The 23,739-nt window shown below is 73.3% G+C and carries 16 protein-coding genes and 1 pseudogene; 12 read left to right on the top strand and 5 right to left on the bottom strand.

The window, feature by feature from the left end:
- The first annotated feature begins 149 nt into the window (after window positions 1–149).
- The gene (locus tag AB0P03_RS33690; RefSeq protein WP_363632381.1) at window positions 150–2,435 is read left to right on the top strand and encodes a M9 family metallopeptidase; all 2,286 of its coding nucleotides are present in this window, start codon (window positions 150–152) and stop codon (window positions 2,433–2,435) included.
- 73 nt (window positions 2,436–2,508) lie between these two features.
- Here AB0P03_RS33690 and AB0P03_RS33685 read toward each other — a convergent pair whose 3' ends face one another.
- Window positions 2,509–2,961: a DUF5990 family protein gene (locus tag AB0P03_RS33685; RefSeq protein ID WP_363587060.1), complete on the bottom strand. Its 453-nt coding sequence runs from the start codon at window positions 2,959–2,961 to the stop codon at window positions 2,509–2,511.
- A gap of 473 nt (window positions 2,962–3,434) precedes the next feature.
- Here AB0P03_RS33685 and AB0P03_RS33680 point away from each other — a divergent pair, with 473 nt between their 5' ends.
- Complete coding sequence (locus AB0P03_RS33680; RefSeq protein ID WP_363632379.1) at window positions 3,435–4,481, top strand: cytochrome P450; 1,047 nt, start codon at window positions 3,435–3,437, stop codon at window positions 4,479–4,481.
- Window positions 4,482–4,520: 39 nt separating this feature from the next.
- The gene (locus AB0P03_RS33675; protein WP_363632377.1) at window positions 4,521–5,540 is read left to right on the top strand and encodes a cupin domain-containing protein; all 1,020 of its coding nucleotides are present in this window, start codon (window positions 4,521–4,523) and stop codon (window positions 5,538–5,540) included.
- 311 nt (window positions 5,541–5,851) lie between these two features.
- Here AB0P03_RS33675 and AB0P03_RS33670 read toward each other — a convergent pair whose 3' ends face one another.
- The 3 genes from AB0P03_RS33670 to AB0P03_RS33660 all read right to left on the bottom strand — a co-directional run bounded on the left by AB0P03_RS33670 (window position 5,852) and on the right by AB0P03_RS33660 (window position 11,795).
- Window positions 5,852–7,831 (bottom strand): ABC transporter ATP-binding protein, encoded by a 1,980-nt coding sequence (locus tag AB0P03_RS33670; protein WP_363632376.1) that lies wholly within the window; start codon window positions 7,829–7,831, stop codon window positions 5,852–5,854.
- Window positions 7,832–8,208: 377 nt separating this feature from the next.
- Complete coding sequence (locus tag AB0P03_RS33665; RefSeq protein WP_363632374.1) at window positions 8,209–11,436, bottom strand: type 2 lanthipeptide synthetase LanM family protein; 3,228 nt, start codon at window positions 11,434–11,436, stop codon at window positions 8,209–8,211.
- A gap of 179 nt (window positions 11,437–11,615) precedes the next feature.
- On the bottom strand, window positions 11,616–11,795 hold the full coding sequence (locus tag AB0P03_RS33660; RefSeq protein ID WP_063346527.1) for a hypothetical protein: 180 nt from the start codon (window positions 11,793–11,795) through the stop codon (window positions 11,616–11,618).
- Window positions 11,796–12,162: 367 nt separating this feature from the next.
- On the opposite strand from AB0P03_RS33660, the gene AB0P03_RS33655 reads away from it, so the two are divergent.
- The 3 genes and pseudogenes from AB0P03_RS33655 to AB0P03_RS33645 form a co-directional block, all read left to right on the top strand.
- A complete protein-coding gene (locus AB0P03_RS33655) occupies window positions 12,163–12,747 on the top strand; it encodes a hypothetical protein (protein ID WP_363632373.1) in 585 nt (194 codons plus the stop codon).
- 556 nt (window positions 12,748–13,303) lie between these two features.
- The gene (locus AB0P03_RS33650; protein ID WP_363632371.1) at window positions 13,304–13,861 is read left to right on the top strand and encodes a histidine kinase dimerization/phosphoacceptor domain-containing protein; all 558 of its coding nucleotides are present in this window, start codon (window positions 13,304–13,306) and stop codon (window positions 13,859–13,861) included.
- Window positions 13,862–13,964: 103 nt separating this feature from the next.
- Window positions 13,965–14,066, top strand: a pseudogene (locus AB0P03_RS33645) (DNA-binding response regulator); the annotation flags it as partial.
- A 181-nt stretch (window positions 14,067–14,247) separates the two neighbouring features.
- Here AB0P03_RS33645 and katG read toward each other — a convergent pair.
- Window positions 14,248–16,482, bottom strand: coding sequence for a catalase/peroxidase HPI (katG, locus tag AB0P03_RS33640; protein WP_363587052.1), 2,235 nt, complete (start codon window positions 16,480–16,482; stop codon window positions 14,248–14,250).
- Window positions 16,483–16,682: 200 nt separating this feature from the next.
- Between katG and AB0P03_RS33635 the strand changes: the two genes are divergently transcribed.
- From AB0P03_RS33635 to pcaB, 6 genes are all read left to right on the top strand, one after another.
- Window positions 16,683–17,096, top strand: a complete 414-nt coding sequence (locus AB0P03_RS33635) for a transcriptional repressor (RefSeq protein ID WP_363587051.1) — start codon at window positions 16,683–16,685, stop codon at window positions 17,094–17,096.
- Between the two features lie 106 nt (window positions 17,097–17,202).
- Entirely contained in the window at window positions 17,203–17,604 is a 402-nt protein-coding gene (locus AB0P03_RS33630; RefSeq protein ID WP_363632369.1) for a GNAT family N-acetyltransferase, read from the top strand.
- 181 nt (window positions 17,605–17,785) lie between these two features.
- On the top strand, window positions 17,786–18,331 hold the full coding sequence (locus AB0P03_RS33625; RefSeq protein WP_363632367.1) for an SRPBCC family protein: 546 nt from the start codon (window positions 17,786–17,788) through the stop codon (window positions 18,329–18,331).
- 228 nt (window positions 18,332–18,559) lie between these two features.
- A complete protein-coding gene (locus AB0P03_RS33620; protein WP_363587048.1) occupies window positions 18,560–20,131 on the top strand; it encodes a class I adenylate-forming enzyme family protein in 1,572 nt (523 codons plus the stop codon).
- A 73-nt stretch (window positions 20,132–20,204) separates the two neighbouring features.
- Window positions 20,205–22,196 carry an FAD/NAD(P)-binding protein gene (locus AB0P03_RS33615; protein WP_363587047.1) on the top strand — a complete coding sequence of 664 codons (1,992 nt, stop codon included), beginning with the start codon at window positions 20,205–20,207 and terminating at the stop codon, window positions 22,194–22,196.
- Window positions 22,193–23,680: a 3-carboxy-cis,cis-muconate cycloisomerase gene (pcaB, locus tag AB0P03_RS33610; protein WP_363632365.1), complete on the top strand. Its 1,488-nt coding sequence runs from the start codon at window positions 22,193–22,195 to the stop codon at window positions 23,678–23,680. Before AB0P03_RS33615 ends, pcaB begins: the two co-directional genes overlap by 4 nt.
- Window positions 23,681–23,739: the final 59 nt, after the last annotated feature.

Below are 23,739 nucleotides of genomic sequence, written 5' to 3'. Positions count from 1 at the left end.
TCCGGCAACGGTTCGATCTCGCCCGACGCGAATCCGTTCCCAAGCCTTCCCCCGGCCGCAATCGCTGTGCCATTTTACATGTCACACATCAGGAACCCGTGTGCCCCCAACCGCACGGCAACCCTCAACGGCCCCGGAGGCCCCCACAGATGCGTCCCTTCCGGATAACCACGGCCCAGGCGCGGAAACTGCCCGCGCTCGGCGCCGCGTTCTTCCTCGCTCTCGGCCTGTTCGCCCCGCAGGCACACGCCGCGACGGCCGACTCCACCACCACCCTCAAGGCCCAGGCCCAGGCCGGCAAGGCGGCGGCGCCGCGCTCCGTCCCGGTGCCCAAGTCCCCCGACACTCCGAAGGACGCCCGCCCGCTGGCCGCGGACCAGCAGGCCAAGGCGACCGCCCCGGCGGCGGGCAGCGCCACCGGTGCGCACGCCGCCAAGGCCGCCAAGCAGCTCTCCGCCGCCCCCGCCGCCGCCTGCAACGTGTCCGCCTTCACCGGCAACACCGGTGCCGCGCTCGTCCAGCAGGTCAAGGCCGCCGACCTCGGCTGCATCAACACCCTGTACAACCTGACCGGCAACGACGCCAAGGGCGCGTTCAACGAGGCGCAGATGGCCACCGTCGCCAACGCCCTGCGCGACGTGTCCGCCGCCTACCCCGGCGACGACTCCACCTCGGCCGGCCAGCTGGTGGTCTACCTCCGCGCCGGCTACTACGTGCAGTGGAACCACTCGGACGTGGTCGGCCCGTACGGCACCACCCTCCAGACCGCCATCCGCGGCGCCCTGGACGGCTTCTTCGCCGCCCCGCACAGCAAGGACGTCACCGAGGCGAACGGCGCGACCCTCGCCGAGGCCGTCACCCTGATCGACAGCGCCCAGGAGAACGCCCGCTACACCGGCGTCGTCAAGGGCCTGCTCAACGACTACACCGGCTCCTGGACCGGCTCGATGGCCGACGCCGTCGGCAACACCAAGACCGTCATCGAGCGCGGCTTCGACCTCCCGGCCTTCACCGCCGCCCTCCAGGCCGACCCCTCCTTCGCCACCGCCATGGCGTCCTTCGTCACCCGCAACAGCTCCCAGCTGAACGGCTCCGACCTGGTCACCTCGATCGGCATCCAGATCGGCAACCTGGTCGCCAACGACGCCACCAAGGCCCAGGGCCGGCCGATCGTCAAGGACCTGATCAACCGCTACCCGCTGGTCGGCGCCACCGGTCCGCTCACCATGAACCTGGTCTGGTTCGCGGAGAAGAAGGACACCGGCAACTGCAGCTACTACGGCACCTGCGACCTGCCCGTCCGGCTCGTCCCGCTCGTGCTCACCGTCGACCACACCTGCAACGCCAACCTGCGCATCCGCGCCCAGGACATGACCGCGCAGCAGCTCGCCGACACCTGCACCAGCCTGATCAACGAGGACCAGTTCTTCCACCAGGTGGTCAAGGACAAGGGCCCGGTCGCCAACGACAACAACACCAGTCTTGAGGTCGTCGTCTTCGACGACTACTACGAGTACAGCCTCTACGCCTGGGAGATGTACGGCATCGCCGTCGACAACGGCGGCATGTACGAGGAGGGCGACCCGGCCAAGGCCGGCAACCAGGCCCGCTTCATCGCGCACGAGGCCTCCTGGCTGCGCCCCGCCTTCCAGATCTGGAACCTCAACCACGAGTACACCCACTACCTCGACGGCCGCTACGACTTCTACGGCGACTTCGCCGCCGGCATGACCACCCCGACCGTCTGGTGGGTCGAGGGCCTCGCCGAGTACGTCTCGTACAGCTACCGGGGCGTCCACTACGACGACGCCGTCGCGCAGGCCGCCAAGGGCACCTACGCGCTGAGCACCCTCTTCGACAACACCTACGACAACTCCGACTCCACCAAGGTCTACAACTGGGGCTACCTGGCGGTGCGCTACATGCTCCAGTCGCACCCGCAGGACGTCGACGCACTCCTCGCCAAGTACCGCGTCGGCGACTGGAACGGCGCCCGCGCCCTCCTCAAGACCACCATCGGCACCTCGTACGACGCCGACTTCGCCACCTGGCTCAAGGCCTGCGGCGCCGACAACTGCGGCAGCCTGCCCACCAGCCAGGCCCCGCTCTGCACCGCCGGCGACACCCGGCAGTACGACAAGAACTGCCGCCGCGACGGCGTCGCCGCCACCACCGGCAACTACAGCTACAGCTTCCTCAACCTGCCCGCCGGCGTGAAGCAGCTGACCATCACCACCAGCGGCGGCACCGGCAACGCCGACCTCTACTACAACGGGGGTGCGTGGGCCACCACCGGGTCGAACCTGGCCAAGTCCACCAACGCCGGCAACGGCGAGACCCTCACCATCACCAACCCGCCGTCCGGCTGGGTGTACTTCAGCCTCTACGCCCAGCAGGGCTTCGGCGGCGTGACCGTCACCACCACGTACAACTGACCTGCGCATACCGAACGTTGAGGAGGGCCCCGCGTGCGGCGGGGCCCTCCTCGCGCGTTCGGACGCCGCGTACTCAGCCCTCCGCCGACCAGGTCACCACGGGCGGGCGGACGGCGGCGCACAACGGGTGGCCCTTGGCGTCCGTCAGGCGCAGCCGGGCCACCAGGACGCCGCGCTCCACCGCCGCCTCGGCGACCTCCCGGTCGACCGCCGCCAGCAGCAGCTTGGCCCGGCGGAACAGCGCCCGGCCGTCGCCGTTCCCGGTCACCCAGTTCAGGTAGACGAACCGGGCGCCGGGACCGCCCTGCACGTACCGGCCGGTGAGGTCCACTCCTCCGGGTGTCGGCCTCGCCTCGCACTCCAGCGACCAGTGGGCGCGCGGCGCGTCACCGGGGAACAGGTCGAGCAACTCGGCCGGGCGACCCCGGCGTTGGACGGCGACGTGCAGGTCCCGGTAGCCCGGGAAGCCCGGCGCGGCGGCACACTCACGCCCCGGCAGGTCGGTGGCCTCAATCCTCAGTTCCATACCGATATGGTCCCCCACCGCGCGCCTCGGGAAGTTATAACGATCGGCCATCTAATGCGACGCACACTCGACCAGGGGCACAGGGAATCCTTTGTCAAAAGACCGTCAGGGACCTAGCTTTCGCTTGAGGTCCGGAGTTAGATGAAAGCCAGTTCGACTTCCAGGCCGGAATGTCGGATTTCCGCCAAGCCGCGGGCGCTTGTTCCGTTGTGCCCGCAATCTCGGAAAGGGAGAATACCCATGAAGATGATCAAGGCGATCGTGAAGAAGTTCAAGCGTGACGAGGACCTCGCCAACCACGCGTGGGTCCTGCACGTCATCTGATGCACCGTCGGCGGCGGGGGCCCCGGGCATGCCGTGGCCCCCGCCGGCGCGGCGGAGTGCCCCACCCGCTCCCTGTCCGGAGTTCTCCACCGGCTGCGGAGAACTCATTTCATCGCCATTTCATTGGAGGCGGGATTCTCGTGGAGGAAATGGCGCCGACAGCCGGGCGCAGCCATTCCATCGTTTACGCCCCGAAGATCCAGGACCTGCTGACCAGGGAAGAAAAGGTATTCCGGATCGACGCCCGCACGGTCGGCGTCTCCGACTGCGAGCTGATGGCCGAAATCGTCGCGGCGCGCCCCGTGCGGTCGGCGGAGCGCTCGGTCTACAAGCCCGCCGCGGGAGCGGACATCCACCACGACAACGCGACCCGGACGATCCGCGCGCTGGGCCAGGACGTCATGGCGGGCATCAGGACCCCGCCGCCCCCGGCACGCGGGCTGTCCGGCGCCTGGCCCTACGCGGCCACCTCCTACCTGCGCCGATGGCTCTTCGCGTCCGACCCCCTGCCGGTCTCCCTCCTGTCGAAACGCGGCGTCACCCGCTCCGACAGGCTCTCCCGGATCGTCGACCGCGCCGTCACCGTCTGGCCGGGATCCGCTGCCGAGGGCAGGAGCACCGCGCTGGCCGGGCAGATCCGCGACGCTTCCGGCGCCCGGGAGCGGAGGCAGGCCATCGCGCTGTACCGGCGATCGACGGCCACCCTCTGCGACGGGGTCGCCGCGCTGGCCGGCAACGCCCTGTGGCTCATGGGGCCGGACCGGGAGCGGGAGGGCGCCCGCGCCGACCTCACCGAGGTCCTGTGGGAAACCCTGCGGCTGCTCCCACCCGCGTGGATGCTGTTCCGCAACGACGGCCACGCCTACACCGGACTGCACCCCGAGATCCGCCCCGAGGACCGCGTCGCGCTCTTCCCGCTCCTGATGCACCGCGACCCGGAGCACTGGTCCGACCCGCTGGAGTTCCGGCCCGAACGGTGGGCCGGGGTGGCGGACCCGGAGAAGACGCCCGGGTTCATGCCGTTCGGCTTCGACGGAGCCCGCTGCTGGGCCAAGCACCTGGTCGTACCCCTGGCCGAACGCCTGCTGAACGTCGCCTTCGACCACCGGCTCGCCATTCGCGGCCCGCGGCAGGAGACGCACGTCCCCCTGCGTTCCCTGCTCTCCGTGCGGTTCGACGCCGCGGCCAGGGCCTGACCCACGAGCCCCGAACACCCTGACACCACGGGACACACCATGGAATCGCCCACGCTGGCCGACTGGGTCGGCGACGTCCGGAGCTTCACCGGCCACCAGTGGCAGCGCAAGCCCGCGGTCTTCACGCCGGAGGAACTCGCCCCGCCGTTCGACCTGGACGCGTTGGACGCCGCCTTCGACACGGGGCTGCTGCGCACCCCCTACCTGGAGATGGTCCGCTCCACCAAGGTGACCGTCCCGCCCGAGGCCTACACCACGTCACGCGTGGTCAACGGCACCACGTACCACGGCTTCGCCGACCGTGCGAAGGTCCTCGCGCTCCTGGGCGCCGGGGCGACGCTGCTGCTGCGCTGCGTCGACCAGTGGCACCGCCCGACGGGCGAGCTGGTGGCGCGGCTGTCCGAAGAACTCGACCGGCGCGTCGAGGCGTTCTTCTTCGTCACGCCCGCCGGCGGCCAGGGTCTCGCGGTGCACCGTGACGACGCCGACGTGTTCGTCCTCCAGGCGGCCGGACGCAAGACCTGGTACGTCCACGACGCGCCGACCGTGGCGCACTGGTCGCCGGGAGAACTCCCCGACGACGAGCACTCCCCGCGGCTCCTGCACGGCGTCCTCGAACCCGGCAGCGTGCTCTACGTCCCGCGCGGCTTCGCGCACCGCGCGGTCGGCGCCGCCGGCCTCTCCGCCCACCTCTCCCTCACGATCCGCGACATCTCCGTGCCGGACCTGCGGGCCGCCCTGGAGCAGCGGTTGACGGACGGGCTGGACCTCCCGGCGCGCCCGCTGGGCGAGGCCGCGATCGACGACTCCTGCGCCGCGCTGCTCGACCACGTCCGGGCGAGGCTCGACATGATCGAACCGGAGGACGTGCGGCTCACCGCCCGGGCCGCGCAGGCACGGGCGGCCCGGGCGGCGGCGGAGAACGCGGAGCGCGCGGAGACGTTCGCCGAGGCGGCCCGGGCCTGGGAAGGCGGCGGGACCGCCGCCGGGCGGGCCGGGCTGGCGTCCGTCAGCCGCACCTGGCGCCGGCTGCGCGACGCGGCACGCACGACCCACTGACGCGCTGCCCCACCGGCGCACCGACGCACCGGCGCAGGGCCGTCAACGAGACCCCGCGCGTCCGGCGGGAGCCGCCCGTCCTCCGTACCGCCGTGACGACGACGGTACGGAGGACGGTCAGCACCGGCCCTCGACGGCCGAGGACGTCAGGGCGTGTCTGACAATTCGCGGCGGATCAGCGCGCGGCGTTGGGCGCCCGGCCGGGCGTGCCGGCGAAGCGTCCTCGTACTGGGTCGTACTTGGGCGTTTCGGCGGTGCGTCCAGGCGGGATGCCCGGCGTCGCGCGCCCGGCGGGAATTGTCAGACACGCCCTAAACCCGCTGCGCCGGGACCGTCCGGTCCCGCTGGAGGTCCAGCAGCTCACGGAACAGCCCGTCCGGGCGCGCCGCCAGCTCCGCCCAGGTGCCGGTCTGCACGATCCGGCCCCGGTCCATCACGATCACCCGGTCCGCCACCGCCGCGTTGGCGATGTTGTGCGTCACCAGCAGCGTGATCCGCCCCGGGGCGAGGGCGCGCAGCGCGTGCAGGATGCGGTGCTCGGCGCGCGGGTCCAGGTCCGAGGTCGGCTCGTCCAGGATCAGCAGCCCAGGGCTGCGCACCGTCCGGTACAGCGCCCGGGCCACCGCCGCCCGCTGCCAGCCGCCGCCCGACAACTCGGCGCCGCCCCACCAGCCCTGGGCCAGCAGCGTGCGCCAGCCCGACCGCAGCCGGGCCACGATCTCGTCGAAGCCCGTCCGCGCGGCCGCCCGCTCCACGTCCGCCATCACCTGCTCGGTGAGGTGTCCCAGGTGGACGTTCTCGGCCGCCCCCAGCGGCCAGCGCGCGAACTCCTGCGGCACCCGGGCCACCCGCGACCACATGCCGTCCGCATCCAGTTCCTCCACCGGCACGCCGTCCCAGCAGATCCGGCCGGACTGCGGCAGGTAGAGGCCCGACAGCAGCTTCAGCAGCGTCGACTTGCCGCTGCCGTTCTGCCCGATCACCGCCACCACCTCCCCGGCCCGCAGCGTCATGCTCACCCCGCGCAGCGCCGGCTCCTGCTGCTCGCCGGGGTAGGCGTGCCCGAGGTCCGCGACCTCCACCAGTCGCGGCGCGTCCGGCACGATCCCGCCGCGCCGGATCCGGTGACCGCCGGCCTCGTCCAGGAAGGTGAAGTAGTCGTCCAGGTACAGGCCCATCCGGTAGAGCCGGGCGCCGTTGCCGACCAGGCCCTGCAACCCGGACGAGGCCGTCCGCAGCGCGAACGTCGCCGTACCCGCCGCCGCCAGGTCGATCCGGCCGCTCGCCACCAGGTACAGCAGCGTGCCCCAGACCAGCGCGCTGCCCGCCCCCGTGCCCAGCGAGGCCAGCAGGGAGACCTTCGCCGCCTCCCTGGTCGCCCGGTCCGTCGCCTCGACGATCTTCTCCCCGGCGCGGCGGTACTTGGCCATCAGGAACGGCGTGACCTGGTCCGAACGGACCTGGTCCGCGCGGGTCTTGTCGATCAGGAACCAGCGGTAGACGCGCAGCGCGCCACGGTCCTCGTTGGTGACCACGGCCGCCAGGTAGTGGATCCGGGCCGTCCGGACGGCCGCCGCCCCGGTCGGCACCGAACCCAGCAGCAGCAGCGGCACCAGCCACGGGTGGAGCGTCGCCAGGACACCCGCCGCAGCGGCCAGCGAGACCGTCGAGGCGATCACGTCCTGGGCGTTGGAGAGCAGGTCCGGCGTGGTCGAGGCACCCCGATCGGCCGCCTCCCACTGCTCGTTGTACGCGGGCTCGTCGTACGCCCGCAGCTCGGCCGCGCACCCGGCGGCGATCAGCGCCAGCTCCGCCTCCCGGGTGACCCTCGGCGACACCCGGCCGGACAGCCCCACCACCGCGACCCCCAGCACCGCGCGCAGCGCGGCCGAGACGGTCAGCAGGAGCAGCGACGGCGCGGCGGTCCGCAGGTGCTCCCCCACCGGGCCCGCCACCAGCAGCGCGCCCAGGGCGCCGGTCGTCGCGTACAGCGCCAACGCCCCGAACACGCCCGCCAGCGCCTGGCACACCAGCAGCAACACGGTGGACGTCCGGTCCGCCGCCCACGCCAGCGCCACCGCGCGGCGCACCAGGTGCGGGAGGCGGCGCAGCATCGCGTTCGCCGACATCGACGCGCCGGCCTCGGCGCGGCGGTCGCCGGGGAAGCGCAGGCGCAGCTCCTCGTCGTGCTGGTCGTGGTCCTGGTCGTGCTGGTCGGGCTGGTCGTGGTCGGAGGGGGTGCGGTCGGGCGGGGTGTGGGGCCTCTCGGGCTTCACGATCTGTTCGGACACAGTGCTCCCTGCTCCCTGGTACGGCGGCCTGTGGCCGCAGCGGATCCGCGCGCGGGCAGCCCTCACCGCCGAGTGGGCGTGTGGGGTCGGCAGCGGTGCCGGAAGGCACGCTGCGAAGGGCCGGCTGCGGTGCGGACCCCGATCCTGGCAGCGGTCCGCCGGGCCGTCCGGCGTGTCCCGGCCGGTCTCACTCGATCCGGGCGATTCCGTGTCGGCGGCGGCGAGTTGGTGGCAATCGATCACCGGGAGGGTCCGCGATGTTCGATTCGGGGGCCGGTTGCGGCACGCTCCGGGCACGCGGTCCGACGATCACAGGAACATCCCGGCCGAGCCCGCGCTGCCCGGCCTCGCTGGCCTCGCCGACCTCGCCGGCCGTCTCAGGGGGTCGGCGGGTGGAGCGCGAGGAGGGAGGGGGTGCTGGGGGCGGCGAGGCGGAGCAGCCCGTGGCCGGTGCCGGCGAGGCCGACCATCAGGGAGGGGCTGTGGACGCCGTGCGGGAGGCCGCAGGTCCAGCCGCGGGTGTCGAGGTCGTCGAGGGTGGCGTGGGCCTGCCGCAGGGCGGCGGTGCGCCAGCGGTCGCCGGCGAGCAGGAGGGGTTCGAGGTTGCCGAAGTCGCCGTGGCAGAGCGAGAAGTTGTGGCCGAAGCCCTCGCGGAGGACGGTGGTCAGGGCGGTGTCGCGTTCGGCGAGGAGCAACTCGCGGGCTTCGGGGAGGAGTTCGGCGAGTTCGGTGCGGGCGAGCGCGATGCCCGAGGCGCCGTGGCACCAGAGGGCCGGGTAGTGGGGCGCGTCAGGGCCGTCGTCCTCGCGGACGTCGCGCCAGTTGGCGGCGGCCGGGTCGAACAGGGTGCGTTCGTACTCGACGGCGGCGAGGGCGAGTTGGGGCAGCCGGGGGTCACCGAGATGCCGGCCGGCACGGGCGAGCGCCCAGGCGATGCCGGAGCCGCCGTGCGCGAAACCGGCCAGCGGGCGCTTGACGGTGCCGGCGAGGGAGGCGGGCAGCCAGCCGGCGCCGCCTTCGGGGTGCGGGGCGGCGGCCCGGACGAGGCGTTCGGCGCAGGCGGCGAGGGCGTCGGTGACGGCGGGGCCGGGGCGGACGGCCGCCCAGGCGAGCAGTCCGCCGATGGTGCCCGCGTTGCCGGCGAGGAGGTCGTGCTGGGCGTCGTCGGCGGCGGTGGCGGCGCTGCGGCGCACCACCTGGGCGGCCAGGGCGTCGAGTTCGGCGTCGGGGTGGTGGGCGGCGAGGTGGGCGAGGGCGTAGAGGATGCCGCCGACTCCGGCGAGGCCGCCGCCGAGGCGGTCGGCGCGCCGGCGAATTTGGTGACGTAACGTCAGTTCGGCTGCCCGGGCGGTGCTTCGGTGCTCGCGATCACCGGTGACGGTGGCGAGCTGATGGAGGAAGAGGGCGACGCCGGCCGTCCCGCTGTAGAGGTCGGGGCCGAGTTCGGCGGGTGCCCAGCGGCCGGGCGGGGCCCAGTTGGGGCCGGCCCAGGCGAGGTCCGCGCTCCCCCGGTAGGCCTCCCGGAGGAGCTGTTCGCCGGCGTCGACGGCCTTGGCGAGGGCGCGGGCGGCCAGGTCCGGGCCTTCGGCCGGCCTCCCGGGTGGCGCGGGAGGGGACGTGACCGGGTGGCGGCGCGGCTCGCGGGCGCCGTCCGCGGTGGTCACCGACAGGCGCAGCAGCTGGAGTTGGCGGGCCAGGTCCGGTTCGCCGAGGGCGTCCGCCTTGGCGAGGGCGAGGTCGAGTGCGGGCCGGTCGGTGACACCGGGGATCAGGACGCCGGTGGAGGAGCGGGCGTCGACGCTGTCGGGGCGGATGGTGAAGACCGGGACGTCCCCGCGCCAGAGGTCGGCGCGCTCGTGGTCGACGTAGGCGAGCGCGTGGTCCTCCCAGGCGGGGAGCGCCCAGAGCCGGTCGAGGTGGCGGTCCTGGTCGAGGCCGTCGCGGAGCAGGTCGGGGTGGCAGGCGGTGGCGAGCAGGCTGCGGTACTCGAAGGTGTCGCGGCGGAGCATCCTGGTCTCGTCGGCGGCGAACGCCCGGATGAGTTCCCGGAGTTCGCCCTTGTGGGCGGCGAGCAGCCGGTAGGCCTCGGTGAAGCCGGCTTCGAGCTCGCCGACGTGGTCGGCCAGGCGCAGCGGCCGCCCGGGCGGGACGGGACGGCTGCCGGGCGCCGCGACGGGCATCCGGTGGTACTCCAGGCGGAGCCGGTCGGTGCCCTGGTCGACCAGGACGGGGGCGGGGCGCGGCGGGAGGCTGCCCGGATCCCAGCCGAGGGCGGAGAGGTCGGTGCCGCCGTTGCCCTCGTCCCACATGCGCTCGGGCAGCAGGCCGGAGCGCAGCACCGAGTGTCGGGCCTGGTGGCGGGCGAGCCGTTCGGACTCGGAGAGGTCCTTGGCGGGTTCGGGCAGGTCGGGGTGGAACAGCGCTTCCAGGTCGATCAGGACCGGCTGGTCGCGGACGGCGATCAGGTTCTGGGCGTGGCAGTCGACCGCGTCGAGGGTGTGGAGCAGCGCGGCGAGGGTGCCGGCGCGGTGGTAGAAGTCGCTCAACTCGGCGTCGTCGCGGGCTGGTTCGGCGGCGACGTGGGCAACCCAGCCGTAGCCGTCGCGGGCCAGGTGGGCGAGGTCGTGCAGCGGCAGCCGGAGCATGGGGTTGAGCCAGCGCAGGAGGTGCTGGAAGTGCGTCTCGGCGCCGAGCGGGCGCGGCTTGTAGACGATGCGGGTGCCGTGTTCGAAGCGCAGGGCGCTGACGCTGGCGCCGCCCCGGTGCGGGTCGCCGAGGCCGGTGGCGAGTTCGGTGAGGCGGCCGAGCGGGCGGCCGTCGGCGAAGGTGCGGGCGAGGGCGGGGAGGTCGGCGGCGAGGCGGCGGTACAGGGTGAGGCAGGTGGCGGTCCACTGTTCGGCGGCGGTGGCCAGCCGGTACGCCAGCACCGGGTATTCGGCGAGGAGTCGGACGGCGCGGCCGGGTTCGGTGAGCCGGTCGAGGAAGTTCCGGTAGCGCTGTTCGGGGGTGTCTCCGGTCAACTCGCCGGAGAGGCGGGCGACGTGGAGTTCGGTGATGACGGTGCGGACGGCCGTGGTGTGCGCGGTCGCGGTGAGTGCGGGCAGGACGAGGTCGGCGAGCTGGTCGGGGGTGCCGAGGGTGGCGGGGCCGGGGGTGGCGGGACCGGGGGAAGCCGCGCCCGGGGTGGCGGGGCCGAGTTCGGCGAGGCCGGTGCGCAGGCGGTCGCGGGCGTCGGCGAGCAGCGGGGCGACGAGCCGGGCGAAGGCGTGCTCCTCGGGGAGGTCGAGGGTGTGCCCGGCCTCGAAGGCGGCGGCGAGGCGTTCGGCCCAGTCGGGGGTGCCGAGGCGGTCCGCGAGGTCGGCCGGGTGTTCGGCGAGCAGCGCGCGCAGCCCGTCCGGGTCGAGGCGGTCGGCGGCGAGGCGGCGCTCGAACCAGTCGTCCCGGTCGAAGGGCGGCTGGGCGCGCCAGCGGTCGAGGATCCGCCCGGCACGGTCGGCCCGTTCAGTCCGTTCGGCGCGCTGGGCGTCCGGGTCGGGCAGCGGACTGCGGGCGGCGAGCGGGACGGCTCGGGCGGCGGCCCGACGGATTTCGGACGCGTCAACCACGGACGGTCTCTCCATGCTCGGTTCGTGCACGACGGTTGCGGTGCTGTGCGCTCGACGGTCGCGGTACCGGGCGTACGCGCCCCGGCGATGCGGCCGGGGCGCGCGCTCACCGGCCGTATCGTGCGTCCGCGACGCGGGCTCCGGCGGTGCGACCGGGGTCCGCGCCGCGGACGGCGGACTCAGAAGCTGCAGACGTGGGCGCAGCTGCTCCAACCGCCACAGGTGCTGGCCTGCACCGCGGCGGTCACGTAGACCTCGTCCGACAGGTCGCCGGCCGGGTGGACCTGGTGGCCCTGGCCGAGGGTGAGCCGGAAGTCCTCGTCCTTGAGCGCGCGGACCTGCTCTGCCGTGGGCTGCATGGTGCCTCCTTCAGACATTCGGGTCTGGCACGGTCGTGCCGGGTCGGGATCCTGGCACCGCCCCACCCGCCGCACCAGGGGTGTGCCGCGCACCGGGCACAATTTCGGCCAGGGTCGAAATAGGGACGAGGCCTCCCCGCCCGTCCTGCTTCCGCAGGCCGCGCCCGCTCCCCCGGCCAGCCGTCGAACCTCCCGTCGCCCTACACCTGTCCGGAATCCGGGCAGTGACGGGGGCCTGAACCAGGCCCCACGTTTGAACGGCCGGGCCCCGGGCAGTCCGCACCGCCCGTCGCTCCTGTGGCCGGGCCGGGCACCGAAGGTCACGATGGAATCCGGCAACCCCCGCCCCCGGCCCGATCGGAGCGCGATGAGCGAGCAGCACAACGTCGTCCTGCTGACCTTCCCGGACGCCGCCACGTGGCGGACGGCCTTCGACGAGGCTCAGCACCTGCCGGGCCTGCGGCAGCTGGCGGCGCTGGAGCGCAGCGCCGACGGCCTGTTGGAGATCCAGGACACCTTCACCCGGGGCGCGGGCGTGACCACCGTCAGCTCCGGCGTCCTCGGCGGCCTGGTGGGCCTGGTCGGCGGGCCGATCGGCGTCCTGCTCGGCTTCGCGGCCGGTGCGGCGCTCGGCAACGCCGCCGAGGAGGGCCGGGCGACGGAGGGCGGCGCCGGGCTGATCATGCTCTCGCCGCGCGTCCCGGACGGCGGCGCGCTGCTCGTCCTGGAGCTCCGGGAGTCCTCCCCCGACCGGGCCGACGACCTGGCCTCCCGGCACGGGGCCACGGTCGAGCGGATCGACGCGCAGGCCTTCGCCGAGCAGGTCCGGACCGCCGAACACAAGGCGGAGCAGGACCCGGCGGAGCAGGACACGGCCGCGCGGAACGCGGCGGAACAGGACACGGCGGAGGAGCCCAAGGCGGAGGGTCACCGGCCCGGCGAGGGCGCCTGACCCGCCGCCCGGCCCCTCACTCGGCCCGCAGCGCCTCGATCGTCCGCGCCCGAGCAGCGCCAGCACCGGCGTGCCGAACACGTCGAGGGCCGAGGCGGGGAAGCGGAGCAGGTGGCGGCCACCAGGTCGGCCAGCCCGATCGCGACGGACTGCGTGCGGCGCCGGCGGACACCCGCGCGCACCACCCTGCCCAGCGCGGTCATGCCGCCACCGCCGAGTCCGAGGCGATCCGGCCGTCCCGCATCCGGACCGTGCGGTGGCGCAGTCCTCGGCGAGGGCCGCCCGCGCGCCCTCGTAGTGGCGGCTCACACCGCTCAGTTCGATCACCGGTTCGCTGCTCGTCCCCCGCTCCTCGTACGTTCCCGCCTGGTGGACGGCACGAAGGCACGGACGGGCGGCGCGCCGGGGACGCTGCCCAGGGCGACTCCGCTCCCCCGTCCGGCCGACCCGGCGCGGCCAGGCCTTCGACCTGGCCCCGGCCCTGTTCCTCGCCTTCGCCTGCGCCCGCTACGCCACCACCGCGAGCAAGGGTCACGGCACCGACTGGTACGGGCTGATGCTGCTGGTGCCGCTCGTGCCGCTGCCGCTGGTGCTGCGCCGCCGCCTGCCGCTGGCGGTGCTGTGGGCGGTGATGCCGGCCGCGCTGCTGGTGCGCCACCAGTCGGAGGACATCGCGTACGCGGCCGGCGTGGCCGTCATCATCGCCGCCTACAGCGCCGCCGCCTACGGGCGCCGCCCGGCGGCACTGCTGCCGAGCCTACCGGCGGCCGCCGCGACGCTGGTGGTGCTCTTCGACGACGCCAAGCTGCCGCACTTCCCCAACGCGGTGATCGCGCTGCTGGTCCTGGTCCCGGTGTTCGCGGTCGCCTACGAACTACGGATGTGGCGCCGCCGGGTGGACGAGGAGCGCGAACGGCTGTCCGCCCTGGAGCGCGGGCGGCTGGCCGCGCTGGAGCACGCGGTGGAGCTCGAACGGGCGTGGATCGTTCGGGAGTTGCACGACGTGGTGACGCACAACGTGAGCATGATGACGATCCAGGCCGGGGCCGCCCGCAAGATCCTGGACACCGCCCCGGACAAGGCCCGCGAGGCGATGGCCGCGGTGGAGGCCTGATCGGCCTGCGCGAACGCCTCGCCGTCTACGGCGGCACCCTGCACACCGGCCCCCGGCCGCGCGGCGGCTACCGCGTCAAGGCCCTTATCCCCCTGGAGAGTTCATGAGCGAGCGGGCGCTGCGCGTGGTGGTGGCCGACGACCAGGCCCTGGTCCGCACCGGGTTCCGGCTGATCCTCGAATCGGAGGGGATCGAGGTGGTCGCCGCCTACGAGACCGGGCTGGTCAACGTCGGCACGGCGGCGCAACCCCGGTAGCGGTCCGCCATCGGCCCGGAGGCGTACACCTCCGGGCCGATGGCGGATCCTCACCGCCCTCCGGACGGCTGACGCCAACTCCCGTCGGCCGCCCGGGAACCCGGGATCACGGGATCGGGCGGGCGCGGGATCAGGCGACGTCGAACCGGTCCAGGTTCATCACCTTGACCCACGCCGCGACGAAGTCGGCCACGAACTTCTCCTTCGCGTCGTCGCTCGCGTAGACCTCGGCGACGGCGCGCAGTTCGGAGTTGGAGCCGAAGACCAGGTCGGCCCGGGTGCCGGTCCACTTGAGCGCGCCGGTGGCCGCGTCCCGGCCCTCGAAGGTGTGCCCGTCCTCCGAGGTGGCCTTCCACTCCGTGCCCAGGTCCAGCAGGTTGACGAAGAAGTCGTTCGTCAGGGCCTCGGGGGTCTCGGTGAGGACGCCGTGCGGAGACTGCTGGTAGTTGGCGCCCAGCACCCGCAGGCCGCCGACCAGGACGGTCAGTTCGGGCGCGCTCAGGGTCAGCAGGTTCGCCTTGTCGAGCAGCAGGTACTCGGCGCCCAGCCGGCTGCCCTTGCCCACGTAGTTGCGGAAGCCGTCCGAGGTCGGCTCCATCGCCGCGAAGGAGTCGACGTCGGTGAGCTCCTGCGTCGCGTCCACCCGGCCCGGTGTGAACGGCACCACCACGTCGTGGCCGGCCGCCCGGGCGGCCTTCTCCACGCCGACGCCGCCGGCCAGCACCACCACGTCCGCCAGCGAGACCTGCTTGGCGCCGGACCGGGCGTTGAACTCCTGCTGCACGCCCTCCAGGGTGCGCAGCACCGAGGCCAGCCGGTCCGGCTCGTTGACCTCCCAGCCGATCTGCGGCTGGAGCCGGATCCGGCCGCCGTTGGCGCCGCCGCGCTTGTCGCTGCCGCGGAAGGAGGAGGCCGCCGCCCACGCGGTGGACACCAGCTCGGAGACCGACAGCCCGGAGGCGGCGATCCGCTCCCGCAGGGCGGCGACGTCCGCGGCGTCGATCTGCCGGTAGTCGACCGCGGGCAGCGGGTCCTGCCACACCAGTTGCTCGGCCGGGACCTCCGCGCCGACGTAGCGGGCGACCGGGCCCATGTCGCGGTGGGTCAGCTTGAACCAGGCGCGGGCGAAGGCGTCCGCGAGTTCCTCGGGGTGCTCCAGGAAGCGCCGGGAGATCGGCTCGTAGACCGGGTCCAGGCGCAGCGAGAGGTCGGTGGTCAGCATCGTCGGGGCGTGCCGCTTGGACGGGTCGTGGGCGTCCGGGACGGTGCCCGCTCCGGCGCCGCCCTTCGGCTTCCACTGGAAGGCGCCGGCCGGGCTCTTGGTCAGCTCCCACTCGTAGCCGAACAGCGTCTCGAAGAAGCTGTTGTCCCAGGTCACCGGGGTGGCCGTCCAGGCGCCCTCCAGGCCGCTGGTGATCGCGTCCCCGCCCTTGCCGGTGCGGAAGGTGCTCTTCCAGCCGAGGCCCTGCTGCTCGATCGGGGCGTCCTCCGGGTCGGGGCCGACGTTGTCCGCCGGGCCCGCGCCGTGGGTCTTGCCGAAGGTGTGGCCGCCGGCGATCAGCGCGACGGTCTCCTCGTCGTTCATCGCCATCCGGTAGAAGGTCTCGCGGATGTCGCGGGCGGCGGCGAGCGGGTCCGGGGTGCCGTTGGGGCCCTCGGGGTTGACGTAGATCAGGCCCATCTGGACGGCGGCGAGCGGGCGCTCCAGCTGGCGGTCGCCGGTGTAGCGCTCGTCGCCGAGCCAGGTGGTCTCCGGGCCCCAGTAGACGTCCTCGTCCGGCTCCCACTCGTCCACCCGGCCGCCGCCGAAGCCAAAGGTCTCGAAGCCCATCGACTCCAGGGCGACGTTCCCGGCCAGGATCATCAGGTCGGCCCAGGAGAGGTTGCGGCCGTACTTCTTCTTCACCGGCCACAGCAGGCGGCGGGCCTTGTCCAGGCTGGCGTTGTCGGGCCAGCTGTTCAGCGGGGCGAAGCGCTGCTGCCCGGCGCCGGCGCCGCCTCGGCCGTCGCTGATCCGGTAGGTGCCCGCGCTGTGCCACGCCATCCGGATGATGAAGGGGCCGTAGTGCCCGTAGTCGGCCGGCCACCACGCGTGCGAGGTGGTGAGGGCCGTCTCGATGTCCCGCTTCACGGTCGGAAGGTCGAGGGATCCGAACGCCGCGGCGTAGTCGAAGTCCGCGCCGAGCGGGTTCGCCACGGCCGGATTCTTCGCGAGGATCTTCAGATTGAGCCGCTCCGGCCACCACTGGCGGTTTCCGCCGCCCTGGGTGGGGTGCGGCGCGCGCCCGTGGGCCACCGGGCAGCCACCCGTGCCCTCCGCCTGCGGCTCGGGTTCGGTAACGATGGGATCGTGGTTCTCAGACATGGAAATCCTTCCCTACAAGGCGGATCACGGTGTCTTGACTGCTACTTCCTGCTACCCAGGCTATCGCCGGAGCCGATCCTACGATGGACTCGATCCACGTCAAGATTGACACCAAACCCATATCCGATCGGGAACCGGAGAGAAGCCGCAATCACTTGGTAAAATCCGGTCTTCCCATTGACCTGAATAGGTGAACCGATATGAGTGACCTGCTGGAGCGACTGCGCGGACGCGGCTGGCGCCTCACCTCCCAGCGGCGTGTCGTGGCGGAGGTCCTGGACGGCGAGCACGTTCACCTCACCGCCGACGAGGTCCACGCCCGAGCCGCCGAACGCCTGCCCGAGATCTCCCGGGCCACCGTCTACAACACCCTCGGCGAACTGGTCACCCTCGGCGAGGTCATCGAGGTCTCCACCGACGGCCGGGCCAAGCGCTACGACCCCAACGCCCACCACCCGCACCAGCACCTCGTCTGCACCCACTGCGGCACCATCCGCGACGTCCACCCCACCGACGACCCCCTCACCGCCCTGCCCACCGACCAGCGCTTCGGCTTCACCGTCACCGACGCCGCCGTCACCTACCGCGGCCTCTGCCCGGCCTGCGCGGGCTGACCACGGGCCCGGACTCACATCCCCGCCCGGACCGAGGACCGGGATTCCCTGCGAAGATCGAGGGATGGAACTGACGATGGTTGACGTCACACCGGGGAGCGCCGCCATGGCGGCCGATGTCGGGCCGCTGATACGGCAGTTGAGGCCGGCCCTGACCGCCGAGGGGTTCGCCGCCTTCGCCGCCGAGGCGCACGCGCAGGGGCTGGCCTTCACCGCCGCGTACGACGGTCGCGGGCGGTGCGTCGGGGTGGCGACCCACCGGGTGCTGGCGACCAGCCGCGGCCGGCTGCTGTTCGTCGACGACCTGGTGACCGACCGCGCGGTGCGGTCGGCGGGGGTCGGCGGGCGGCTGATGGCGGAGCTGGAGGAGCGGGCCCGGCGGGCGGGGTGCGCCCGGATCGAGCTCGACTCGGGGGTGACCAACCACGGCGCGCACCGCTTTTATCACACGGCCCGGATGTCGATCGTCGCCCTGCACTTCGCCCGCGAGATCCGGGCCGGTTCGTAGCGGTTCGAGGGGACGGTCGGTTCGCGGCCCGCGGTGCCGGCCGGTTCGTGGTACGCGATGCCGGTCGGTTCGCGGCCGTTCGCCGCGGCACCGGGGCGGAGTTGACACGGAATCACGGAGTTGACGGACCCGCCGGCCCGCCCTTGACCCCCGCCGGGGCCGGGCTGGGACGATCCCCGGCATGGGCGAAACCATCAACGAGAAGCAGCCGATATTCTCCGCCGACGCCGACATTCGAATTTCCGCGACACCGATCGAGGTCTACGCGGTGATCAGCGACCTGCCGCGCAGCGGCGAATGGAGCCCGGAATGCCTGGGCGGTGAATGGACGGTCGGCGAGCCGGCCGCCGTCGGGTCCGTGTTCCGCGGCGACAACCTCCGCGGCGACGACATCGTCGCCTGGGCACCGGTGGTCCGCGGCCGGTGGACGACCCAGTCCGAGGTGGTCACCGCGGAGCCGGGCCGGACCTTCCGGTGGGCGATACACAACTCGGACGGCCAGAAGCAGGAGAGCATCTGGGGCTTCGACATCGAAGCCGCCGAGGGCGGCGGCAGCCTGCTGACCCACCACTTCCGCATGGACTCGGCCACCCAGGGCATCAAGGGCATCACCGCGGAGATGGACGCGGCCGAGAAGCAGCGCTTCTTCGCGGAGTGGGGCGACAAGATCTCCGGCGATCTGGCCGCCACCCTGCAGCGCATCAAGGCCGTCATCGAAGAGGCGTGACGCCGGGCGGTATCCGGCCTTTCCGCGATTCGCCCGGAATTCCCGGGCTCGTACCCGGGCACGCGGCCATTCGGACGCCCGGGCACGCCAATTCACCTCGGACGGTGTCCCTTTCACCGCGGGTGGTGTCCATTCCATTCACGTCAGGCGCCGACGGCGCACAGCCGCGGCCCGGGAGGCGTACAGGTGCTTCTTCAACGTATCGGAAACCGGGGAATTCAGCTCGGGATGCTCTTCGAACGCGCCGCGGCCAGACACGGCGCGAACGTCCTCATCCTCGACCACGACCTCGACGCGGCACCGGAGTTGGGCCGCAGGGCGACTGTCGCCGAGGTGTCGGACCTGGTGGACGACCTGGCGTCCCGGCTCTGGGCGGCGGGCGTGCGGCCGAGCCGGCGGGTGGTGGTGTACAAGGCCGACGGCTTCGACATCACGCTGCTCGCGTGCGCGGCGGCGCGGATCGGGGCGGTCCCGGTCCTGCTGTCGCCGGCTCTGGACGGCGCGACCGTCGCCGAGCTGGTCCGCCGTACCGACCGGCCGTTCCTGGTGACCGACCAGGAGAAGCTGGACAACGTGCTGCCCGAGACGGTCTTCGACCTCGCCGACCGGGTGGTGCTGACCTCCGGCTCGTACCGGGACGCCGTCGAACTGCGGGCGCTGGCCGGGGTGGAGAGGGTCAAACCCGTCATCATGCCGGCCGACCACCCGACGCTGATCACCCACACCTCGGGCACCACCGGGACGCCCAAGCTGGCCGTGCACACCGGGTTCAGCCTGCAGTCCCGCTACCGCCCGCAGGCCTCCGTCATCGCCCCGCTGATCCCGGGCCGGGAGACCATCGCCATCCACGTCTCCTTCGTCCACTCCCGGCTGATCACCGCGCTGGCGATCTCGCTCTACCGCGGCTTCCCGCTGGTCGTGCTGCGCGAGTCGGACCCGAAGCACGTCGGCGACCTGTTCGCGCGGCTGAAGCCGGGCATCCTGGAGGCGCACCCCAACTCCTTCATGGAGTGGGAGGAGTTGGCGCAGGACCCGCGCGGCCCACTGTCCAACGTCAAGCTGTTCAGCAGCACCTTCGACGCGATCCACCCGCGGACCGTGCACCGGTTGCTGCGCGCCACCCGGCGCCGCTCGCCGCTCTTCGGCCAGTTGTACGGGCAGAGCGAGGTCGGCCCGGCCATCGTCCGCGGCTTCACCCGACGCCGCACCCTGGACGACGACGGCCGCTGCGTCGGCATGCCGTTCCCCGGGATGACCGACGTCCGGGTCGTCAGCCGGAACGGCAACCCGCCGTCCGAGCGGAACCCAGGCTTCATCGAGGTGCGCAGCGACGGACGCATCGTCACCTATCTCGGCGAGCAGGACCGCTACGACGCCCAGGTGTCGGCGGACGGCTGGTGGCGGATGGGCGACGTCGGCTACCGCACCAAGTGGGGCTGCGTGCACCTGCTGGACCGCGAGGTCGACCTGATCGAGGGCTTCGGCAGCACCCTCGCGGCCGAGGACACCCTGTTCGGCCAGTTGCCCGGCCTCGCCGAGGTCATCATCATCCCCGGCCCGGACGGCCGGGCCGTGCCGGTGGTGTGCACCAAGGACGACGAACCACTGGACCTGGCGGCCTGGCGGCGCGCCACGGCGTCGCTGCCGCCGATGGCCGAGCCGGTCCACCGACGGCTGGACGAGCTGCCGAGGACCGCCACCACCAAGATCAAGCGCCTGGAACTCGCCCGCCTGCTGCTCGCCGACGCCCCGCAGGGCACCCGGGCGGACGTGGAAGACGTGGAGGACGTGAAGCCATGAGTGAGCGAAGCCATCTCGTCATCGAGAGGTGCGCGCGGGCGAATGCCCCTGCCGAGCGAAGCGGGGCGGGCGCATGAGCGGAGTGGGCAGCAAGGCGGCACTGGAGGTCTGCGTCATCGGGGCCGGCCCGCGCGGCCTGTCCGTTCTGGAGCGGCTCTGCGCCAACGAGCGCGCGGCGCCCTCGCACGGCTCCATCACGGTGCACATGGTCGACCCGGCCGCGCCCGGCGCCGGCGCCGTCTGGCGCCAGGACCAGTCACGGCACCTGCTGATGAACACCGTCGCCTCGCAGATCACCGTGTACACCGACGACAGCTCCCGGATCGACGGCCCGATCGAGCCCGGTCCGAGCCTGTGGGAGTGGGCGGTGGAGGTCGCCGAGGCCGGCGCCGCCTCCGGGCAGGACGAGGAGTGCGTGGCCGAGGCCCGCACCCTGCGAGCCGACAGCTACCCCACCCGGGCGTTCTACGGGCGCTACCTGAACGCGAGCTTCCGCCGGGTGGTGGACGGCGCGCCCGCGCACGTCACCGTCCAGGTGCACCGCTCGCGGGCGGTGGCGATGGCGGACACCCACGGTGTCCCCGGCGGCCCGCAGGGCATCCGCCTGGAGAACGGCAGCCGGCTCAACCACCTGGACGCCATCGTGCTCGCCCAGGGCCACGTCGCGGCCCGGCCGACCCCGCACGAGGAGCGGACGGCGAGCCTGTCCCGGATCCACCACCTCACCTACATCACCCCGGCCAACCCGGCGGATCTCGACCTGAGCGGCATCCTGCCGGGCCAGCACGTACTGTTGCGCGGCCTCGGGCTGAACTTCTTCGACCACATGGCCCTGTTCACGGTCGGCCGGGGCGGCGCCTTCGTCCGCGCGGACGGACGGCTGGTGTACCGGCCGTCGGGCCGGGAGCCGAAACTGTTCGCCAGTTCGCGCCGCGGCATCCCGTACCACGCCCGCGGCGAGAACGAGAAGGGCGCGTACGGCCGTTACTTCCCCCGGTTGCTGACCGCCGAGTACATCGCCGGGCTGCGCGAGCAGTCCGCGGCCGGCGAGCCGGTGCAGTTCCGCACCGACCTGTGGCCGCTGATCGCGCGCGAGGTGGAGAGCGTCTACTACGGCACGCTGCTCGACGCGAAGGGCCGCGGCGCCGAGCGGGAGCCCTTCGTCCAGCGGTACCTGACGGTCGCCCACGGCGGCGGCTTCGCGGCCCTGCTCGACGAGTACGGCATCCCCGAGTCGGAGCGGTGGGACTGGGAGCGGCTCTTCCGCCCTTACGGGGACCGGGAGTTCAGCGGGCCGGAGGACTTCCGCGACTGGCTGCTCGGGTACCTGGCCGAGGACGTCGAGGCGGCCCGCGCCGGCAACCTCAGCGGCCCGCTCAAGGCCGCCCTGGACATCCTGCGCGACCTGCGCAACGAGATCCGCCTCGCAGTGGACCACGGCGGGCTGGAGGGGAACTCGCACCGGGACGACCTGGAGGGCTGGTACACCCCGCTCAACGCCTTCCTGTCGATCGGCCCGCCGGTCTCCCGGATCGAGGAGCTGATCGCCCTGATCGAGGCCGGGGTGGTCGAACTCACCGGCCCGGGCACCGAGATCCGGATCGACACCGAGGCGGCCGCCTACGTGCTCACCTCCCGGGCGGTGCCCCAGCCGCCGGTGCGCGCCACCGTCCTGATCGAGGCCCGGCTGCCCGAACCCGACCTGCGCCGCACCACCGACCCGCTGCTGCAGCACCTGCTGAGCACCGAACAGGCCACCGCGTACCGGATCCCGGGCACGGGCGGCACCGACTACGAGACCGGCGGCCTGGCCGTCACCAAACGGCCGTACCGGCTGCTGGACACCCGGGGCCGCGCGCACCCGCGGCGCTACGCCTACGGGGTGCCGACCGAGTCGGTGCACTGGGTGACGGCGGCCGGAATCCGGCCCGGCGTGGACTCGGTGACGCTCGGCGACTCGGACGCGATCGCCCGCTCGCTGCTCGCCCTGCCGCCCACCACCCAGCTGCCCTTCGGCGTCCGGCCGGACGCGGCCGTCACCGACCTGACCGGAGTGCTGATATGACCGACCCTGACGAGCCGGCCGCGCCGGACGAACCCGGCGGCCCGCACGACCCGCACGACCCGCACGACCCGCACGACGCGGCCGACATCCTGACCGACGCCGGGCTGCTGTCGCCGGTCCGCGCCGGGACGCCGGTCGAGGCCGCCGTCTGCGACCGGGCCTGGCTACAGGCCATGCTGGACGCCGAGGCGGCGCTGGCCCGGGCCCAGGCCGGGCTGGGCACCCTGCCGAAGACCGCCGCCGACACCATCACCCGCCTGGCCCGCGCCGAGCTGCTGGACCTGCGGGCCCTCGCGGTCGAGTCCCGGGAGACCGCCAACCCGGTGGTCGGGCTGGTCCGGGCGCTGACCGGGGTGGTGGCGGCCGAGGACCGGGCCGCCGCCGAGTACGTCCACCGCGGTTCCACCAGCCAGGACGTCCTGGACACCGGCGCGATGCTGGTGGCCGCCCAGGCCCTGCGGATCATCCGCGCCGACCTCGCCCGCACCGCGCGGGCCCTGGCCGTCCTCGCCGAACGGCACCGGGACACCGTCCTCCCCGGCCGCACGCTCGCCCTGCAAGCCGTACCGACCACCTTCGGCCTCAAGGCAGCCGGCTGGCGCCAGCTCGTCCTGGACTCCGAGCAGCGGCTCGGACGGGTCGCCGAGCACGGTCTGCCGGTCTCGCTCGGCGGCGCCGCCGGCACCCTCGCCGGGTACCTGGAGTACGCCCGGATCGACGGCGCGGCCGCGAACGGGGCGGCGCCGGACCCGGGCGACTACCTGGACCGACTGCTCACCGCCTTCGCCGCCGAGACCGGGCTGGCCCGCCCGGTGCTGCCCTGGCACGCGCTGCGCACCCCGATCGCCGACCTCGCGGGCGCGCTGGCCTTCACCGCCGGCGCCCTCGGCAAGATCGCGATCGACGTGCAGTCGCTGACCAGGACGGAGGTCGGCGAGGTGGCCGAGCCCACCGCGGCCGGGCGCGGCAGCTCCTCCGCGATGCCGCACAAGCGCAACCCGGTGCTGGCCACCCTGATCCGCAGTGCCGCGCTGCAGGTGCCGGTGATCGCCGCCGGGCTCACCCAGTGCCTGCTGGCCGAGGACGAGCGCTCGGGGGGCGCCTGGCACGCCGAGTGGCAGCTGCTGCGCGAGGCGCTGCGGCTGACCGGGGGCGCCGCGCACACCGCGGTGGAGCTCGCCGAGGGGCTGGAGGTCAAGCCCGAACGGATGCGCACCAACCTCGAACTGACGGGTAGTCAGATCGTCTCGGAGCGGATCGTCGCCGTCCTGGCACCCCGGCTCGGCAAGGCGGCGGCCAAGCAGCTGCTCACCGAGGCGTCCGGCGAGGCCGACCGCGACGGTCGGCCGCTGGAGCAGGTGCTCGCCGAACTGCCCGCTCTCGGCGGCATGTTCGGCAGGGTCGAGCTCTCTCGGCTGTGCGATCCGACCACGTACACCGGAGCGGCCGGCCCCCTCGTCGACCGGGCCCTGCGCGAGCCGTGAGGCCGGCCCGGCGTCCGGCGCCCCGGTACCGGGCGCCCGAGCGATCCGCGACCAACCGA

Origin of the sequence: Kitasatospora sp. NPDC088779, assembly GCF_040685395.1 — a bacterium.
In the GTDB taxonomy this organism is placed as follows: domain Bacteria; phylum Actinomycetota; class Actinomycetes; order Streptomycetales; family Streptomycetaceae; genus Kitasatospora.
This window is presented reverse-complemented; position numbering and strand designations above follow the sequence as displayed.

Excerpts from the sequence above, each read along its gene's own strand:
- AB0P03_RS33630 (WP_363632369.1), top strand. The coding sequence starts at position 17,203 with ATGGCGGCCGATGTCGGGCCGCTGATACGGCAGTTGAGGCCGGCCCTG.
- AB0P03_RS33635 (WP_363587051.1), top strand. The coding sequence starts at position 16,683 with ATGAGTGACCTGCTGGAGCGACTGCGCGGACGCGGCTGGCGCCTCACC.
- AB0P03_RS33625 (WP_363632367.1), top strand. The coding sequence starts at position 17,786 with ATGGGCGAAACCATCAACGAGAAGCAGCCGATATTCTCCGCCGACGCC.
- AB0P03_RS33675 (WP_363632377.1), top strand. The coding sequence starts at position 4,521 with ATGGAATCGCCCACGCTGGCCGACTGGGTCGGCGACGTCCGGAGCTTC.
- AB0P03_RS33660 (WP_063346527.1), bottom strand. The coding sequence starts at position 11,795 with ATGCAGCCCACGGCAGAGCAGGTCCGCGCGCTCAAGGACGAGGACTTC.
- AB0P03_RS33655 (WP_363632373.1), top strand. The coding sequence starts at position 12,163 with ATGAGCGAGCAGCACAACGTCGTCCTGCTGACCTTCCCGGACGCCGCC.
- AB0P03_RS33680 (WP_363632379.1), top strand. The coding sequence starts at position 3,435 with ATGGCGCCGACAGCCGGGCGCAGCCATTCCATCGTTTACGCCCCGAAG.
- AB0P03_RS33620 (WP_363587048.1), top strand. The coding sequence starts at position 18,560 with ATGCTCTTCGAACGCGCCGCGGCCAGACACGGCGCGAACGTCCTCATC.
- AB0P03_RS33615 (WP_363587047.1), top strand. The coding sequence starts at position 20,205 with ATGAGCGGAGTGGGCAGCAAGGCGGCACTGGAGGTCTGCGTCATCGGG.
- AB0P03_RS33685 (WP_363587060.1), bottom strand. The coding sequence starts at position 2,961 with ATGGAACTGAGGATTGAGGCCACCGACCTGCCGGGGCGTGAGTGTGCC.
- katG (WP_363587052.1), bottom strand. The coding sequence starts at position 16,482 with ATGTCTGAGAACCACGATCCCATCGTTACCGAACCCGAGCCGCAGGCG.
- AB0P03_RS33650 (WP_363632371.1), top strand. The coding sequence starts at position 13,304 with ATGCTGCTGGTGCCGCTCGTGCCGCTGCCGCTGGTGCTGCGCCGCCGC.
- pcaB (WP_363632365.1), top strand. The coding sequence starts at position 22,193 with ATGACCGACCCTGACGAGCCGGCCGCGCCGGACGAACCCGGCGGCCCG.
- AB0P03_RS33690 (WP_363632381.1), top strand. The coding sequence starts at position 150 with ATGCGTCCCTTCCGGATAACCACGGCCCAGGCGCGGAAACTGCCCGCG.